We start from the raw sequence: 17,028 nt of genomic DNA, 5'->3' as shown, positions 1-17,028 counted from the left end.
GCCTGCCGTGTCCGGGCCCATGGCCCAGGCAAGCGCCCTCTCAATCCGGCAATTTTCGCAGACCTGCCTTAAAACGGCGGGCATTGGCCATATAGCCTTGCGCGCTGCGCCGCAGTCCTTCGATCTGCTCCTCGGTCAGCGTGCGCACCACCTTGGCGGGGCTGCCCACAATCAGGCTGCCGTCGGGAAATTCCTTGTTCTCGGTCACCACCGCACCGGCGCCCACCAGGCAATGGCGCCCAATCTTGGCACCGTTGAGCACAATGGCACCCATGCCGATCAGCGACTCGTCGCCCACCGTACAGCCATGCAGGATCACGTTGTGCCCGATGGTCACATGCTTGCCGATCTCCAGAGGCTTGCCCTTGTCGGTGTGCAGCACGCTGCCGTCTTGTATGTTGCTACCCTCACCGATGCGGATAGGGTCGTTGTCACCGCGCAAGATGGCACCAAACCAGACGCTGCTGTTTGCTGCCATCTCTACCCGGCCGATCACCTGGGCCGTATCGGCAATCCAGGCCGAGTCCGCGACCAGGGGTTGCACACCATCGAGTTCATACTTGGCCATCTTGTCTCCAGCTTGTTATCGGTGAAGCCGCCCCCACCCATTGACCGGCGGGTGGTCTTGCCAGTCGCAGCATGCCTGCAGGGAGCAGCAGCCCCATAATTGTAGGGATGGAATTACGTCAATGCGCCTTGCAAGCCCTGTGTGTGGCCGATGCCGAGGAAAATCCGCGCTCACCCTTGCCATGTATGCGCAAAGGGCCACTATTTCAATAGCGCCGCAAGCGCTATTGGTACTGCCCGAGGGCACTGTATTGCCGGGCCACCCCGCCAAACCCGAGCTCAAGGTACATACCGCCATGGGCCGGCGCTCCCCGGCCACGGCCGAGGGCCGCGCCATCTTGCTGCATGCCATCGCCCACATTGAGTTCAACGCCATCAACCTGGCGCTGGATGCCATCTGGCGCTTTGGCGGCATGCCTGAGGCCTTTTACCAGGATTGGCTGCAGGTAGCAGCGGAAGAGGCCAAGCATTTCCGGCTGCTGCGCACCCATTTGCGCAAGTGGGGCCATGACTATGGCGACTACCCCGCGCACCAGGGCCTGTGGACCATGTGCGAGAAAACGGCAGATGACATCGTGGCGCGCATGGCCTTGGTGCCCCGTACCCTCGAAGCCCGTGGTTTGGATGCCACTCCCCAAATCCAGGCAAAATTGCAACAAACCTCTGCGGAGGACGCGCTGGAGGCGGTGGCCATCCTGGACATCATCCTGCGCGAAGAAGTCGGCCATGTGGCCATCGGCAACCACTGGTACCGACAGCTTTGCGCGCAGCGCAATCTGGACCCTGAGCAGCACTACAGCTGGCTGGTCAGCCACTACGAAGCACCCCGCCCTCGCCCGCCGATCAACATGGCTGCCCGCCTCCAAGCAGGGTTCAGCGCGAGTGAGCTGGACTGGCTGCAGGGGCAACTGTAACAAACAGACGCTTTTTAAACACCAAAAACGTCTTCAGTTTGCTACAAAACCAGCAGGTTCACTCCCCCCACCGCCGCGCGAAATGCCTGATATGAAGGACAATGCACGTCGATCCCGAGATAACGAAATGCAGACACTGCTTGCGCCAGTTGCTGGTGAGGCACCACTGATGCATGCATTGGTTCAGCCGTACATGCAACAACAGAGCGCGCCCCCTTCAACTCCCCCCGCCACGGCAGCCGCCATGGTGTTTACGTCGCCCGCACCCCCCATTGCCTGGCAACCGATCAAAGATGCCGACGGCAACGTCGTCGGCCACGAGATATTCAACCGCTCTCGCACGGCGTCGGCCCACACCCTGGAATCCGATCTGGCGCTGACCCATGCCGTGCTGTCGCCCATCGAGCCCGCGCAATTGCTGGGCGCAGGGCTGCTGTTCCTGAACACGACCTTTGAGAGCCTGCGCGGCAGCCATCTTGATCTGCTGCCAGCCCACCAGGTGGTGCTGGAGATTCCCTCGCTGGGCCATGCCGCATCCTCCGAAGCGATGGCCCGCCGCCCTGCTCTGGAAGCGCTGCGCGCCAAGGGCTTTGCGCTGGCTTTCAACCACTCGGTGCTCGACTCGTCGTATGCGCCTTGGCACGACCTGGTCAACTACCTGAAGATCGATTTCTCGGTGCTGTCTGCCGAGCGTGCGGTGTTGATGCTGCAATGGGCACGGCGCATCTCTGGCGCAACCTTGGTGGCCGACAAGATCGAGTCCAGCGCACAGTTGCAACTGGCGCAAGAGAACAAGGCCCATCTGCTGCAAGGCTATGCGGTCAGCCGCCCCGAGCCCATTGCCGCCAGAGTGGTGCTGCCCAGCACCGCCGATGTCGCGGCGCTGGCAGAGGCGCTGAGCAACCAGGCCGATACGCCAGCCCTCGTCGAGCTGCTGCAGCACCGCCCGGCGTTGATGTTCAATCTGCTGCGCATGGCGCAATCACAATCGCTGGAGGCGCGCAGGCCCTTCCTGTCCTTGCAGGAGCTGGTAGAGGCCTACCCGGCCGAGCACCTCAAGGCTTGGGAGACCATGCTGCAGGCCGTGGCTGCCAAGATTCCGCAACTGCCCCAGATCCAGCAATGCGAGAAAGCCTATCCCCGGCTGAGCGCCGCACTGGCGGCCAAGGCGCAGGTGCAATGGCCGGATGTGCCTGCGGTCCAGTTGCATCTGGTCGCCGCCGCTTTGCTGCTGGGCCATATCCTGGGCTTGACGGTCGACCAATCCGCCAGCCAACTGCTGCCTGGCAGCCTGGCCCACACTGTGCACCTGCTGGCCGCCGAATGGCAGTCCATGCTGCCCGTGCTGGCCTGAGCGTTTGCCTCTCCGAGGCTCCACTATAAAAAAACCAGGCGCTGGCATGCAGCACCTGGTTTTTTGCTCGTCGCTGGTTCAGCCCCTGGGTCGGTGCTGTACAGAACGCCTACACCATATCGCCGTCTAGATTGTCGTCGTGCGCGCGGTCTCGGATGAAGAAGGCAGCAATGAGGCCCAAGGTCACGCCGAACATCACATAGAACGCGGGCGACATGGTCGAGCCCGTGGTCTTGATCAGCCAGGTCACGATGAACTGGGCGAAGCCGCCAAACACCATCACGGCCACGTTGTAGGCCATGGACATGCCGACCGAGCGCACATTGGCCGGGAACAGCTCAGCCATCACCGTGCTGAACACGCCAAAGAACACCGACACAAACAGGCAGACTACCACCTGCACGGTCATCAGCTTGGAAATGGTGGGACCATCGGTCAGCCAGGCATACAGCGGATAGAGCACCAGCAGGTAGCCCAGCAGCGAGCCGATCATCAGCGGGCGGCGGCCCACGCGGTCCGACCAGGCGCCCATGAAGGGCATCAGCACGACCATCAGCGCCGCACCGGCCATTTGCACCATGAAGGTGTCATGCAGGGGCAGCTTGAGGGTAACCGTCGAGTAGGTCACCAAGTAGGTGAAGGTGATGTAGATGGACACCGTCGCGGTCACCACCAGGCCCATGCCCACCAGGGTCTCACGCGCATGGGTGCGCAGCATCTCGACGACGCCCACTTGCTTGACGGTACCGGCCTTTTGCGCAGCCTGCATCTTCACAAAGGTCTCAGGCTCTTCTACATGGCGGCGGATATAGATGGCGACCGGCACAATCAACAGGCCCACCGCAAACGGAATGCGCCATGCCCAGGACATCAGCTGCTCCTGGGTGAAGAAGTCGGTAATCAGGGTGCCCACAGCAGCACCAATCAGCAACGCTGCCATCTGGCCCGTCATCTGCCAGGAGCCATAAAAACCGCGCTTGCCCTTGGGCGCAAGCTCGATCAACAAGGCTGTCGAAGTACCGAACTCACCACCTGCGGCAAAGCCTTGCAGCAAACGCGCCAGCACGATAAAGATCGGCGCCCAGATCCCCACACCCTGATAAGTAGGCGCAAAGGTGATCAAGGCGATGGCAACGGCCATGATGCCGGTGACCATGACCATAGCCGCCTTGCGGCCCTTGCGGTCGCCATACAGGCCCAGCAGGATGCCGCCCACTGGCCGCATAAAGAAGCCCACGCCAAAGACGGCCGTCGTCATCAAGATGCGGTTCAGGTCATCGCTGGGATCGTTGGGGTTGGAGGGGAAAAACAGCTTCGCCACAATGGGCGTCATGAACGCAAAGACCAGAAAGTCATACCATTCGAGCGCATTGCCAATGACAGCGGCCAGAATATTTCGCTTGGATACAGCAGTAGATTGCACGCAAAAATCCTAAAAAACACGAGGCACAGCCGGCCTTGAACACGGCTTGATGCAATAACGAGAACGGAGAATGATCTTTGGAGCGGTGCAGCCAGAGAGACAGGCGTGCGAGACAGAAAAGCGGGCAGATCCAGAAAAACAGAGGCCGCACCGAGGCCCATTCATGCATGCAATGCATAAATAACCTTATAGATCAGCATTGAATTGTAATCGGTCGCAAGCAGCATGAAAGCCGCTTAAGACTCATTTACCCCTGATGCTGGTGCAGGAGAACCGGTTTTTCCCGAACTGCGGGACGCGATACACCCCAGACTGCGCCAAGGCAAGAATCCATGGGATGGGCATTGAAGCCCAAACTCAGCCAGGCTTCAGCGGCGGTCCGCCAGCGCATGGGCAATCGTGCCCAGGTCCACGTACTCCAGCTCGCTGCCAATGGGCACACCCCGCGCCAAGCGCGTAAAGCCTACACCCTTGCGCTGCAAGGCCTCAGAGATGACATGCGCGGTGGCCTCGCCTTCGGCGGTGAAGTTGGTGGCCAGAATAACCTCTTGCACCACCCCATCGCTGGCGCGCTGCAGCAGTTGCTGCACGCCAATATCGCGCGGTCCAATGCCATCGAGCGGCGACAAACGCCCCATCAGCACGTAGTAATAGCCTTTGTAGGCACCCGTACGCTCCAACGCTGCCTGGTCGGCAGGGGTCTCCACGACGCACAGGCGAGCGGCATCGCGCCCGTCGTCGAGGCAGGTGTCACAGACGGGGTTTTCGGTAAAGGTATGGCAGCGCTCACAATGGCGCACGCGGCTGCTGGCCTCATGCAAGGCGCGCGAGAGCAGCTCAGCGCCCTCTCGGTCGTTTTGCAGCAGGTGGAAGGCCATGCGCGAGGCCGACTTGACGCCGACGCCCGGCAGGCGGCGCAGCGCCTGTACCAGGGCTTCCAGGGTGCCGGTATCAGACATGGAAATAGCTCACAAATGGCCTAATGCATCCAACGCGCCCCGCCCTATGCATGGCCAACAGCGGCAGCCAACAGAGCGAGGCATCGGACAAGGGATTAGAACGGGAGCTTCATGCCACCAGGCAGGCCCGGCATGCCGGCGGAGATCTTGCTCATTTTTTCATTGCTGGTTTCTTCAGCCTTGCGCACCGCAGCGTTGAAGGCGGCGGCCACCAGGTCTTCGAGCATGTCCTTGTCTTCGGACAGCAGGCTCGGGTCAATGGTGACGCGCTTGACATCATGCTTGCAGGTCATCAGCACCTTGACCAGACCCGCGCCGGACTCGCCTTCGACCTCGATATTGGCCAGGTCATCCTGGGCTTTCTTGAGGTTGTCCTGCATGGCCTGGGCTTGCTTCATCAAACCAGCGAGTTGTCCTTTGTTGAACATGAGAAATCCTTTTGTATAAAAACCTGCGGCAGGCGGGAGAGCCCATCTGCCAGCGAACGCCGCATCATAGAGGCTGAATGCTGCCGGGCACTATTTTCGCGCCAAATTGCTGTATCAAAGACTGGACATAGGGGTCTTGGCGTACGGTGGCCTCGGCAGCGCGCTGGCGGGCCTGCACGGCATGGGCCTTGCGCCGCGCGGGGCTGTCATCCACCGCACCGACCGACACCTGGATTTTGCCGACCAAGCCAGCGGCCACCAAGGCGGTGCGCAGGCGCTCGACGGTCCCCGGCTGGGCCAAAGATTCCAGATCCACCCGCAGTTGCCATTCATCGGCATCGCGCTTGAGGAGCTGTGAGCGCAGCGCCAGTTGGCGTGCAACCGCAGTCACGGCCTCGGCCTGCACCAGCTGGGTGACGGTATCGTTCCAGAACCGGCCCTCCGCCGTGTCTTCAAACTCCGCAGGCACCCGGCCCAGGTTCTCGCCAAAGTTGGCCGGCCGGTCAAAATCACTGGCCTGCGGTGTCTGCACCGGCAAGGCAATCAAGCTAGCGCGCTCTTCTGCCACCGGTGGCAGACCCGCTGTATTTGCCTCAGCAGCCGGGGCGCCTGCCGACACGGTATCTTCGTCGTCAGCATAGGCTTCAGCAGGCACTTCATCGAAGTACGGCGCATCGTCGTCGGCGCTGCTGCTTGGGATGTCGCCGTCATCATCGCCTTCGTTATCGGCCAGGGGCGCTGCGTCGTCGTCGTGCGACTGCGGCTGCTCCTCCTCCACCAGCTCCTGCTCGGTCTGGGCCGGCGTAGGAGGCTCCACCGCCACGGGGGCCAAGGGCGCGGCCACACGGGTGGGAATCAGGTCCTCGGCCGTGCGGACCGGCAGTTTGACGGCATCCACCACGGGGGCGATGGCCGGTGGCAGCTGCACTTCAGCTGCTGCAACGACCGGGGTTGGCGCAGGTGCTGAGGTAGGTGTAGGCGCTGGCGTGGGCGCCCGGACTGCTGCAGCTGGCTGCAAAGACGCTGGTGGGGCGGATACTGCGACCGGCGCGGCAGCAGCCGGTATGGTCGCAGCCGCTGGGGGCGGGGGCGTGGGCGTGGGCGCTTTGGGAGGCTGCGCTAGCGCATTATTCAGAGTTTTTTTTTCAGCCGAGCCCGCAGGCTTGAAGGCCAGCAGCCGCAGCAAGGCCATTGTCAGCGCGGCGTATTCATCGGGCGCCAAGCCCAGTTCAGCGCGGCCGTGCAAGGCAATGCTGTAGAGCAGCTGGGTTTCATCGGCAGGCATTTCCTGGGACAGGCGCAGCACTTCTTGCTGGTCGACATCGTCCTCAGCGGCTGATGCACGCGCCTTATCGGGGACCGCCTGCAATACCGCCATGCGCTGCAGTTGCACGGCCATGTCTTCCAAAGTGGAAGCTGCAGACAGGCCTTGGTGGCGCAGCTGGTCGACGGTATCGACCACCGCGGCGCCATCACCGCGCGCCAGCGCATCAATCAGGCCGAACACATGGCTGGAATCGACGGCGCCCAGCATCTGCCGCACGCTGGCTTCCTGCAACTGGCCGCCGCCAAAGGCGATGGCCTGGTCGGTCAGCGACAGCGCATCGCGCATGGAGCCACGGGCCGAGCGCGACAGCAAACGCAGCGCCTGGGGCTCAGAAGCAATCTGCTCTTGCACCAGCACACGGCCCAGGTGCTCTTGAATAGTCTCGGGCGCCATCGGACGCAGGTTGAACTGCAGGCAGCGCGACAGCACCGTGACCGGCACCTTCTGCGGATCGGTGGTGGCCAGCACAAACTTCAGGTACTCGGGCGGTTCTTCCAAGGTCTTCAACATCGCGTTGAAAGCGGTATTGGTGAGCATGTGCACTTCGTCGATCATGAAGACCTTGAAGCGGCCCTGCGCTGGCTTGTACACGGCCTGCTCCAACAAGCCCTGCACTTCATCCACTCCCCGGTTGGACGCGGCATCCAGCTCGGTGTAATCAGGAAAACGCCCGCTGTCGATCTCTGTGCAGGCCGGGCAGACGCCGCAAGGTGCGGCAGTGATGCCACCATGGCCATCAACGCCGGTGCAGTTGAGCGACTTGGCCAAGATGCGCGAAACCGTCGTCTTGCCCACGCCACGGGTTCCCGTAAACAGATAGGCATGGTGCAAGCGCTGCTGCACCAGCGCATTGGACAGCGCCTGCACCACATGCTCCTGGCCTACCATTTCAGAAAAATTCCGTGGACGGTATTTGCGAGCGAGAACAAGATAAGACATAGCATCGCATTCTACGGTCTGTCGCGGCCATGTATGGCACTGGGTGCGCGCAGGCTGCAATACTTTTGGCGGGCACCCTTATGCTGCATGGCCGATCAGGGACTTTTTCAGCCGCTTAGCCTGGAGGGTGGCTTTCTTTAGGTACAATCAGCAGCTGACGGGCCTCCTCGCATGGGGAAGCGGCCAACCGGGTCAGGTGGGGAACCAAGCAGCCCTAACTGTGGATCCAGTGCCGGGGTCAGGCTCGTCACCTTCATTCCTTAGAGTTCTTTCAGATCAAGAACTTGAGTCCTAGCAAGGACTTAGACCTCCTCAACTGTGCCCTTTTGCTGTGTCACTTCCATCTAAATCTAGACCAGGAAACGATATGGCAAGAGGAGCGGTGGGCCTCCATCTACGGAAAGGCTCCTCCATTTACCAGTTGCGTGTAGCAGTACCCGAAGGCCTCAAGAGCACATACGGCACTGACCGCATCCGGGAGAGCCTTGAGACCTCCGACCGGCAAGAGGCAATCCTCAAGGCAAACCGCAGGCGCACTGAGCTACTGGAGGAGTTTGAGGCCAAGAGCAAGGTCCTCAACCCCAAAGCCCTAGATGTCATCACTCCGGAGCTGGCGCAGGTCCTAGCCGATGGTGCACGCCGTAGAGTCCTCCAGGGAGACCGGAGCCGAAGGCAGGGGAATGACCCCATCTTCAATGCTCTATCCCAGGCAGCCCTATCCCGACTCCCCTTCATGCCGAATCCGGATGGCTCCATTACTCTGCCCGAGAGGGACCCTCTGGATGGTCTCTCGCTATGGGAGACAATCGGCCTAGAGGTACTGAACGGCAGGCAGTTTCAGGAGGCCGGGGAGGACCTAGCTCGGATGAATCTCCGATCTGTCTTGCCACTCCTTCAGGCTGATGCTCTGGCCATGGGCTTCACCGTTATCAGGGAGACCGGAGGCCTGAAGGAGGCGCTCTATGCCTACCTATCAGCCTACCGCATGGGCTGGCAGGAAGCCACCCAGAGGGACGCAGGAGAGCCTATTGAGACGGATAACCCCCTACCCCTCACCTTTGCACCAAAGGACTCCACAGGGGCTCTAGCGGCCTCCAAAAGCCACACTAATACCACCCTCATGGAGGTCTATGGCCGCTGGCTGAAGATCAAGACCCGAACCACATCCACAGAACAGGCTTACAAGCTGGCGGTAGAGTGGTGCGAAGGGCATCTAGGCAGACCTCTGTATGTCCAACGGGTGACCAGAGAACAGGGGGACTCATTCAGGTCATGGCTGCAGGAATCAGATAGAGGGATCGGCAAGAAGACTGCCCGGGACAGGCTCACGGCCATCAAGTCTTTACTGATCTATGCCTACAGGGAACTGGGACTGATTGACAAACAGCCCTGGGAAGGTCTGGACATCAGAGTCCCCAAGACTCCCACCCGCAGGAGCTGGAAGGAAGAGGAGCTACAGACGCTATTTGGTCAACCCTTATTCCAAGCCTATGACACCCCCAAGGGCTCCAAGAGTGGAAGCGATTCAGCCTATTGGATTCCCCTGCTAGGTCTCTATACCGGAGCCCGCATAGGAGAGCTGGCGCAGCTACGGACCACAGACATCACAGATGAAGACGGAACCCCAGTCCTGCGCATCACGGATGAGGACGGGAAACGACTAAAGACAGATGCCTCCCGGAGGTCCATCCCCATTCACCCCGAACTGATCCGGCTAGGCCTGCTGGAGTATGCGGAAGCCATCCGCAAGGCAGGTCATGCGAGCCTCTGGCCGATCCTCACATTGCCACCAGAGAGACCAGGGCTCAACATTTCCAATTGGTTCGGTCAATACCGCAGGGATAGCGGCCTAACTGAAGCCTATCCAGACTTCCACTCCTTCAGGCATCTGGTCAGGACCCGCATGTCCAAGGCCAAGATACCAGAGAAGGTCCAGGATGCCATCACAGGACACGAGACGCAGGGCAGCATAGGAACCAGGGTCTACCAAGGTATTGACCTAGAGGACCGGCTAGAAGCCATCCTGAGCCTCTCCTACAGCTCCATTAGCCTCCCGAGGGTCTACACCTCGCCACGCCTGGAGAAGGCCTCCAGAGGCCGCCAGAAGGGCTACAAGGTCAAGACCAAAGAAGACTAGATAAGGAGTCTCCTCAGGAGTACTGATGCCTTTACAGATGGAGACCCCAATTGGCCTCAAGTCCCTTATGGTGTGGGTTAAATGCCCCCTATAGGTACTCTTAAGGGCTCTCCATTGGGTCTAGACTCTCCTCTAGTGATGGTCATCTCTGTATGGTCATCTCTCTATAGGGCTCCTATGGACTCCATTGGGTCTCTCTGTAGGTTTCTCCTCTGGACTACGGGCTCTCCTCAAGACTGACTAGCTTCATCTGATGATGGTCATTCTCTACAGGAACTCCGGTGCCTTTGGGCTCCTCTGGAAGGGTCTTACGCCTACCGATGGTGTGGGTTAATCGGCAGCCCCACAGGAAGCCCTCAGGAGCACCAATAGCCGTGCATGTAGGCAACCCCACCAGCTAGACCCCAGAGCCTCACAGGCAGCCCCTGGAGGCCTCCAGTGGGGCAGTTTAGACCGCCTCTAGATTACCCTGCCTGATCCGCATAACGGTCTGACGACTGGTCCCCATAGCCCTAGCGATTGCAGCTACAGCCTCACCAGCAGCAAGCCTCCTGAGGACCTCCTGAGTCTCCTCATCGGTCAGGCTCTTGGGTCTCCCCAGGCTCTTGCCCTCAGCCTTCGCTCTGGTCAGCCCTGCCTGAGTCCTCTCGATGAGTAGGTCTTTCTCAAACTCAGCTACAGCGGCAATAACCCCCATGGTCATCCGGCCCGCTGGACTCGTGAGGTCCATCCCACCAAGGGCTAGGCAATAGACCCGAATTCCCTCAGCAGCAAGGGTATCTACCGTGGTCCGCACATCCATAGCATTCCGCCCTAGTCGATCCAGCTTGGTGACCACCACCACATCCCCAGCCTCCAGCTTGGCGAGCAGGGAGGCCCATCCAGGGCGCTCAGAGGCCGCTACAGAGCCGCTAACGGTCTCAGTGATGGCTCGCCTAGGGGAGACCTCAAAGCCCGCTCCAGCGATCTCCTGTAGCTGATTGGAGGTAGTCTGGTCTGAGGTAGAGACACGGCAGTAGGCAAAGACTCTAGGGGTGCTGCTGGCGCTGGTGGACATCTGGAAGGGCTCCTCAGGGTGTACTAAACGGATGTCCGTAATATACACCATGTACAAAACAATGTCACCCTATATTTCGGACACCCTCTGAACCCCTGACCGTAAACGACCGATTGTGGTCACACCCACGTTAGAGCGGCCTCTCAAGAGGGGACTCATCCACTTCACGATCAAGGCAGATTGAGGAGCATGGTCTTTTCATAATGATCGACTTACTGCCATCCGCTGCAAAGCCAAACTGACAGATGTGCCCATGCGCTCGATAGACACCAGGGATGACATTGGGCTCATCCAGAACCTTAAACCTCAATTCCACCCTGGGAGCATTAGGAGAGCCACCGTACTCAACATCCATAAATTCGAGTTGGTTGGAGTACTTCTTGAAGCCGGGGCATGAAGCCTGGACCTTGGGCCAGTTTTCAGCTACTGAGGACCGCAAGCTAGCAGGCACCTTTTCAGCATCGTACGTAAGCCCGGTGGAGACCTGTACGGGAGAGTGATCTGCTTTCGCAGTCCCCGGAGGCTTAGGAGTATCAGCATCAGAACAAGAAGCAATAGCTAAACAAGCAACAAGACTCAAAAGACGAAAGTTCACTCTAAGAATTCCTTTGTTTACAGATAAGCCAACCGTCAGCAAGACTGCCAAATATACGGAAAGATTATTCGACCGCAACAAGCCAATCAGCAATCATAGCCCCCCCCCTTCAACCCTCCGGAGTCCTCCTCAGGACCGCACACGGGGGAACCTGAGCCCAAGGTCTTATTGAGATGCCCTCAGAGAGTTCTTTCCAATATTTTTACTCCAGGAATCCTCTACAGGCTCACCCTACAACCTGCTAGACTAGCGACTTTAACTGTGACCCAGCACTGTGCACGTTGAGGTTAGATAGCATCCCGCAAGTCATTGATTTGCATAAGGTGTTGTGGCAAACTGACAGCGGTCAGGCTCGTCACCTTCTTTTGACCAATGCCAGCCTTGTGCTGGCATTTGCTTTTCCAAGGTACGCGCGGGAATCCACGTAGAATGGCGCCCAGGCCATCTCCGTCACCGCCATGAAATACCTGCTGTGGCTGCTCAAAGCTGTCATCTTCTTCACCCTGTTTGCATTTGCGCTCAATAACCAGCGGGATGTGGTGGTGCACCTGTTCTTTGGCACCCAATGGCAGGCTCCCCTCGTTCTGGTTGTGCTGCTCGCCTTCAGCGGAGGCGTGATTGTCGGCATCATCGGCATGGTGCCGCGCTGGTGGAAGCACCGCAAAGCCGCCCAGCGCGCAGCAGCTGCGCAAACCGCAGCGGCTGAGCCCACCCCTCCCAACAACGCCCCTGCGGACGCCCCCCTCCCGCTGCCCCCTCATGGAATTTGACATCTCCTGGATCCTGATGGGCTTTCCAGCCGCCTTTGTGCTGGGCTGGCTGGCATCCCGTTTCGATTTACGCCAGCTCCGACGCGAGAACCGCAGCGCCCCCAAGGCTTACTTCAAGGGGCTGAACTTTCTGCTCAACGAGCAGCAGGACAAGGCCATCGACGCCTTCATTGAGGCTGTGCAAAACGACCCCGATACTGCCGAGCTGCACTTTGCGCTGGGCAACCTGTTCCGCCGCCGGGGCGAATACAGCCGTGCCGTGCGCGTTCATGAACACCTGCTCTCGCGCGCCGACATCAGCAAGCCTGAACGCGAGCGTGCCCAGCATGCGCTGGCCCTGGATTTCATGAAGGCAGGCCTGCTTGACCGTGCTGAAGACGCACTTGCCCGGCTGGAGCACACCCCTTACGAGAACGAAGCGCGTCTGTCACGTCTGGCCATCTATGAGCGCGCCCATGATTGGCCACAGGCCGTGCAGATCGCGCGCCTGATGCACAGCCACAACCAGGGCGACTACAGCGTACGCATTGCACATTACCTCTGCGAACAGGCGCTGGGCCAACAAGCCCAAGGCCAGCTCGACGCTGCAAAGGACTTGTTGCAGCAAGCCCAGTCGGAGGCGCCCCATGCACCACGCCCCCGGATCGAGCTCGCCCACCTACAGCACAAGAGCGGCGATCCCGTGCAGGCACTGGGATCGCTGATGGCGCTAGCCTCAGTGTCACCTTCTTCGGTGCCTTTGGTGGCGCCGCTGATGCTGGAGCTGGTCAAGACCGACAAGCGCAAGCCGCAGGTACGCGCGCTGCTGGTGGCCAACTACCACAGTTCGCCGTCGCTGGATGTGATGCAGAGCCTGGTGCAGCTGGACGAATTTGCCCGAGTGGAAAATGCGGACGGTCCGGTTGGACGCGATTGGTATGTCGAGCATTTGCGCCATGAGCCCTCGTTGGTGGCCGCCGGCCGCTGGCTGGCGCAAGAAACGCTCAGCCATGAAGAGCACCACCCTGCTGTGCAGCGTGCACTGGACAATGCCGCCAAACCCCTCACCCGCTACCGCTGCGCCGCCTGCGGCTTCGAGGCACGGCAGCATTTTTGGCAGTGCCCGGGCTGCCAATCCTGGGACAGCTACCCGCCTCGCCGGGTAGAAGAGCAGTAAGAACAGTTCTAAACCTATCCAAACAGCGATAGGACTTGCCGGTTGCTTCTGCTAGGATGCGTGAACGCCCTGCCCTGGGGCGCAGGAGCCCTGATATGCCACGGCACCGGACCCCACGCAGCCCAGCCCCGCCCGCACCATTCTGCTGCCACACGCCAGTAGCAGTGCAATATGCGCTTCCGCCACGCCTAATCGGTGTTTTTGGCCCGCGGCGCCACCATCGACTCCCCCCGAACCAATCGCCTGACACTGCAGCAAGCCTGCAGTGTTGTGCTATGGGCAACCGCCGGGCTATTCATGCAAAGCATGCATGGGCGCATACTCAAAACAGGCATCAAGAAAACACCTTTGTTCGCGCATTTGCAGTCACTAACATGGGGTATTGACTATCGATAAACCATGACCAATATCCTGAACTTGCTCGGGTTTTAGTAGCAGCTGGGATCGGGCCAGCTTGTAGAATTTACAAAGAAATGGCACTTTCATACCTGATCCTCCTCCCCTTCATCGGCAGCGCTATTGCAGCGCTGCTGCCTGCCAACGCGCGTAACACAGAGTCCACGCTGGCAGGGGCCATAGCAGTGTTCTGTGTGGTCCAAGTCGCCATGTTGTTCCCCGAAACCCAGAACAACGGCGTGGTGCACCACAACGTAGCCTGGCTGGGTCAGTTGGGACTGGATCTGCACTTCCGCATGGATGGCTTTGCCTGGATGTTCTCCATCCTGGTGCTGGGCATCGGCAGTCTGGTTGTGCTGTATGCGCGCTATTACATGTCGCAGGCCGATCCAGTGCCGCGCTTCTTCTCGTTCTTCCTGGCCTTCATGGGATCGATGATGGGTGTGGTCCTGTCGGGGAACCTGATCCAGCTGGTGTTCTTCTGGGAACTCACCAGCCTGTTCTCCTTCTTGCTGATTGGCTACTGGCACCACCGCAAGGATGCCCGCATGGGCGCACGCATGGCGCTGACCGTCACCGGAACGGGCGGTCTTTGCCTGCTGGGGGGTGTCTTGCTGTTGGGCCACATTGTCGGCAGCTATGAGCTTGACAACGTGCTCGCTGCCGGGGACCAGATCCGCAACCATGAGTTGTACCGCGTTACCCTTGTGCTGGTGTTGCTGGGCGCGCTCACCAAGAGCGCCCAGTTTCCCTTCCATTTCTGGCTGCCGCGCGCGATGGCAGCACCCACCCCCGTATCGGCCTACCTGCATTCGGCCACCATGGTCAAAGCAGGTGTCTTCTTGCTGGCCCGGCTGTGGCCTGCACTCAGTGGCACCGAGGAATGGCTCTGGCTGGTAGGCGGCGCAGGTGCCATCACCTTGCTGCTAGGCGGCTATATCGCCATGTTCCAGCACGACATGAAGGCGCTGCTGGCTTACTCCACCCTGTCGCACCTGGGTCTGATCACCTTGCTGCTGGGCCTCAACAGCCCGCTGGCTGCCGTCGCCGCTGTCTTCCACATCATGAACCACGCGACCTTCAAGGCCTCGCTGTTCATGGCCGCCGGCATTGTCGACCACGAATCGGGCACCCGCGATATCCGCCGCCTCTCCGGTCTGCAAAAGATGATGCCGATCACCGGCACCTTGGCCATGGTGGCGAGCGCGGCCATGGCGGGGGTGCCCTTGCTCAATGGCTTCCTGTCCAAAGAAATGTTCTTTGCCGAAACGGTGTACATCAACACCACACCGTTTTTGACCACCGCCCTGCCGATCGCGGCCACCTTGGCCGGCATCTTCAGCGTCGCCTATTCGCTGCGCTTCACCGTCGATGTGTTCTTTGGACCGCCTGCCACTGACCTGCCCCACGAGCCCCATGAGCCACCGCACTGGATGCGGGTGCCCGTCGAGCTGTTGGTGCTGATCTGCCTGCTGGTGGGCATTTTCCCGGCCTGGGCGGTCGGCCAGTACCTGGATGCAGCCGCGTCGCCCGTCGTGGGCGGCAGCTTGCCAGAGTTCAGCCTGGCGCTGTGGCACGGCATCAATGCGCCGCTGGTGATGAGCATCATCGCCATGCTGGCCGGCATTCTGCTCTATCTGCTGCTGCGGTTGTTACGGACAAAGCAGTACCTCGACGATGCCCCTCTGGTCGGGCGCCTGAATGGCCAATGGGTGTTCCAGGCGGTGATGGCCATCATCACCAATGGCGCGCGCCATATGCGGCGCTGGCTGGGCACGCGCCGTTGGCAGTGGCAAGCGCTGTGGCTGGTGCTAGCGGCGTTGCTGACCGCTACCCTGCCCTTGCTAATCCACGGTTTGGAGCTGGGCAACCGGGGTCTGCAACCGCTGTCGCCGGCCTTTGGCATTCTGTGGCTGATCGGTATCAGCTGCTCGCTGGCTGCAGCCTTCCTCGTTAAATACCACCGCCTGGCCGCCTTGGTGACCTTGGGCGGTGCAGGTCTGGCCACCTGCATGACCTTCCTCTGGTTCTCCGCCCCCGATCTGGCCTTGACCCAGCTGGTGGTGGAGGTCGTCACCACCGTGCTGCTGCTGCTGGGCCTGCGTTGGCTGCCCAAGCGCGACAAGAAGCTGAAAAAGGTGTCCCAGCAAGGTGCGCTGGTCACGTTGCGCCGCTGGCGTGACCTCGCGATTGCCCTGCTCGCCGGTGGCGGCATGGCCTGGCTGTCGTTTGCAATGATGAGCCGCCCCTTCCCCGAAAGCACCTCCACCTTCTTCCTGGAGCGCGCCCAGACGGAGGGCGGCGGCACCAATGTCGTCAACGTCATGCTGGTGGATTTCCGGGGCTTTGATACCTTTGGCGAGATTGTGGTGCTCGGCATTGTGGCGCTCACGGTGTATGCGCTGCTGCGCCGCTTCCGCCCCGCACCCGAGGCCATGGATGTGCCCGAGCAGCAGCGCTTTTTGCCGGCTGACTTGCAGACCGACCTGCTCAATCCGCGCAGCGCCACCGATACCGCTGTGGGCTATCTGATGGTCCCCGCCGTGCTGGTGCGGCTGCTGTTGCCGTTTGCCGCCATCGTGGCCATGTATCTGTTCATGCGCGGCCACAACGAGCCTGGTGGTGGCTTTGTCGCGGGCCTGACCCTGGCCATTGGCCTACTGCTGCAGTACATCATTTCGGGCACGCACTGGGTGGAATCGCATCTGCCGATCTACCCGCGCCGCTGGATTGCGGCCGGCCTGCTGTTTGCGCTGGGTACCGGCGTGGGCAGTTGGTATTTTGGCTACCCCTTCCTGACCAGCCACACCGCCCACTTCAGCTTGCCGCTGGTCGGAGAGATCCACATCGCCAGCGCGCTGTTCTTTGACATTGGGGTGTTCTCGCTGGTCGTCGGTTCGACCATGCTGATGCTCACCAGTATTGCCCACCAATCCGTCCGGGGATTCCGCTTCCACGAGCGCCAGCAAGGCGAACGCAGCGACTCCGCTTCTCAACCCTAAGGAC

General features: G+C 60.4%; 11 protein-coding genes, 1 other RNA gene and 1 pseudogene. 7 read left to right on the top strand and 6 right to left on the bottom strand.

The features are described 5' to 3' along the window. Positions 1–40: 40 nt before the first annotated feature. On the bottom strand, positions 41–568 hold the full coding sequence (locus HS961_RS12945; RefSeq protein WP_182322557.1) for a gamma carbonic anhydrase family protein: 528 nt from the start codon (positions 566–568) through the stop codon (positions 41–43). Positions 569–675: 107 nt separating this feature from the next. Here HS961_RS12945 and HS961_RS12940 point away from each other — a divergent pair. Next, positions 676–1,481: pseudogene (locus HS961_RS12940) on the top strand (ferritin-like domain-containing protein). A gap of 244 nt (positions 1,482–1,725) precedes the next feature. Continuing rightward, positions 1,726–2,835 (top strand): EAL domain-containing protein, encoded by a 1,110-nt coding sequence (locus tag HS961_RS12935; protein WP_182322553.1) that lies wholly within the window; start codon positions 1,726–1,728, stop codon positions 2,833–2,835. A gap of 109 nt (positions 2,836–2,944) precedes the next feature. On the opposite strand, the gene HS961_RS12930 is transcribed toward HS961_RS12935, so the two are convergent. From HS961_RS12930 to dnaX, 4 genes are all read right to left on the bottom strand, one after another. Next, the gene (locus HS961_RS12930) at positions 2,945–4,258 is read right to left on the bottom strand and encodes an MFS transporter (protein WP_182322551.1); all 1,314 of its coding nucleotides are present in this window, start codon (positions 4,256–4,258) and stop codon (positions 2,945–2,947) included. 368 nt (positions 4,259–4,626) lie between these two features. Next, positions 4,627–5,217: a recombination mediator RecR gene (gene recR, locus HS961_RS12925; protein WP_182322549.1), complete on the bottom strand. Its 591-nt coding sequence runs from the start codon at positions 5,215–5,217 to the stop codon at positions 4,627–4,629. Positions 5,218–5,312: 95 nt separating this feature from the next. Next, a complete protein-coding gene (locus HS961_RS12920) occupies positions 5,313–5,645 on the bottom strand; it encodes a YbaB/EbfC family nucleoid-associated protein (protein ID WP_182322547.1) in 333 nt (110 codons plus the stop codon). A 64-nt stretch (positions 5,646–5,709) separates the two neighbouring features. Then, positions 5,710–7,911, bottom strand: a complete 2,202-nt coding sequence (dnaX, locus tag HS961_RS12915) for a DNA polymerase III subunit gamma/tau (protein ID WP_182322545.1) — start codon at positions 7,909–7,911, stop codon at positions 5,710–5,712. Between the two features lie 156 nt (positions 7,912–8,067). Between dnaX and ffs the strand changes: the two genes are divergently transcribed. Together ffs and HS961_RS12905 are read left to right on the top strand one after the other, a co-directional pair. Then, positions 8,068–8,163: signal recognition particle sRNA small type (gene ffs / locus HS961_RS12910), an RNA gene on the top strand. A 115-nt stretch (positions 8,164–8,278) separates the two neighbouring features. Next, positions 8,279–10,048, top strand: a complete 1,770-nt coding sequence (locus HS961_RS12905; protein ID WP_182322543.1) for a DUF6538 domain-containing protein — start codon at positions 8,279–8,281, stop codon at positions 10,046–10,048. A gap of 448 nt (positions 10,049–10,496) precedes the next feature. On the opposite strand, the gene HS961_RS12900 is transcribed toward HS961_RS12905, so the two are convergent. Next, positions 10,497–11,105, bottom strand: a complete 609-nt coding sequence (locus tag HS961_RS12900) for a recombinase family protein (protein WP_182322541.1) — start codon at positions 11,103–11,105, stop codon at positions 10,497–10,499. A 1,053-nt stretch (positions 11,106–12,158) separates the two neighbouring features. Between HS961_RS12900 and HS961_RS12895 the strand changes: the two genes are divergently transcribed. From HS961_RS12895 to HS961_RS12885, 3 genes are all read left to right on the top strand, one after another. Beyond that, positions 12,159–12,470 (top strand): LapA family protein, encoded by a 312-nt coding sequence (locus HS961_RS12895; RefSeq protein ID WP_182322540.1) that lies wholly within the window; start codon positions 12,159–12,161, stop codon positions 12,468–12,470. Further along, positions 12,460–13,626 (top strand): lipopolysaccharide assembly protein LapB, encoded by a 1,167-nt coding sequence (gene lapB, locus HS961_RS12890; protein ID WP_182322538.1) that lies wholly within the window; start codon positions 12,460–12,462, stop codon positions 13,624–13,626. Before HS961_RS12895 ends, lapB begins: the two co-directional genes overlap by 11 nt. Positions 13,627–14,099: 473 nt before the next feature. After that, positions 14,100–17,024: a monovalent cation/H+ antiporter subunit A gene (locus HS961_RS12885; RefSeq protein WP_182322536.1), complete on the top strand. Its 2,925-nt coding sequence runs from the start codon at positions 14,100–14,102 to the stop codon at positions 17,022–17,024. Positions 17,025–17,028 lie beyond the last annotated feature (4 nt).

Origin of the sequence: Comamonas piscis (genome assembly GCF_014109725.1) — a bacterium.
Taxonomy (GTDB): Bacteria; Pseudomonadota; Gammaproteobacteria; order Burkholderiales; family Burkholderiaceae_C; genus Comamonas; species Comamonas piscis.
Note: the sequence above shows the minus strand (reverse complement) of the source record. Positions and strands in the feature narration are given on the sequence as shown.

Excerpts from the sequence above, each read along its gene's own strand:
- HS961_RS12945 (WP_182322557.1), bottom strand. The coding sequence starts at position 568 with ATGGCCAAGTATGAACTCGATGGTGTGCAACCCCTGGTCGCGGACTCG.
- HS961_RS12935 (WP_182322553.1), top strand. The coding sequence starts at position 1,726 with ATGGTGTTTACGTCGCCCGCACCCCCCATTGCCTGGCAACCGATCAAA.
- recR (WP_182322549.1), bottom strand. The coding sequence starts at position 5,217 with ATGTCTGATACCGGCACCCTGGAAGCCCTGGTACAGGCGCTGCGCCGC.
- HS961_RS12920 (WP_182322547.1), bottom strand. The coding sequence starts at position 5,645 with ATGTTCAACAAAGGACAACTCGCTGGTTTGATGAAGCAAGCCCAGGCC.
- dnaX (WP_182322545.1), bottom strand. The coding sequence starts at position 7,911 with ATGTCTTATCTTGTTCTCGCTCGCAAATACCGTCCACGGAATTTTTCT.
- HS961_RS12905 (WP_182322543.1), top strand. The coding sequence starts at position 8,279 with ATGGCAAGAGGAGCGGTGGGCCTCCATCTACGGAAAGGCTCCTCCATT.
- HS961_RS12900 (WP_182322541.1), bottom strand. The coding sequence starts at position 11,105 with ATGTCCACCAGCGCCAGCAGCACCCCTAGAGTCTTTGCCTACTGCCGT.
- HS961_RS12895 (WP_182322540.1), top strand. The coding sequence starts at position 12,159 with ATGAAATACCTGCTGTGGCTGCTCAAAGCTGTCATCTTCTTCACCCTG.
- lapB (WP_182322538.1), top strand. The coding sequence starts at position 12,460 with ATGGAATTTGACATCTCCTGGATCCTGATGGGCTTTCCAGCCGCCTTT.
- HS961_RS12885 (WP_182322536.1), top strand. The coding sequence starts at position 14,100 with ATGGCACTTTCATACCTGATCCTCCTCCCCTTCATCGGCAGCGCTATT.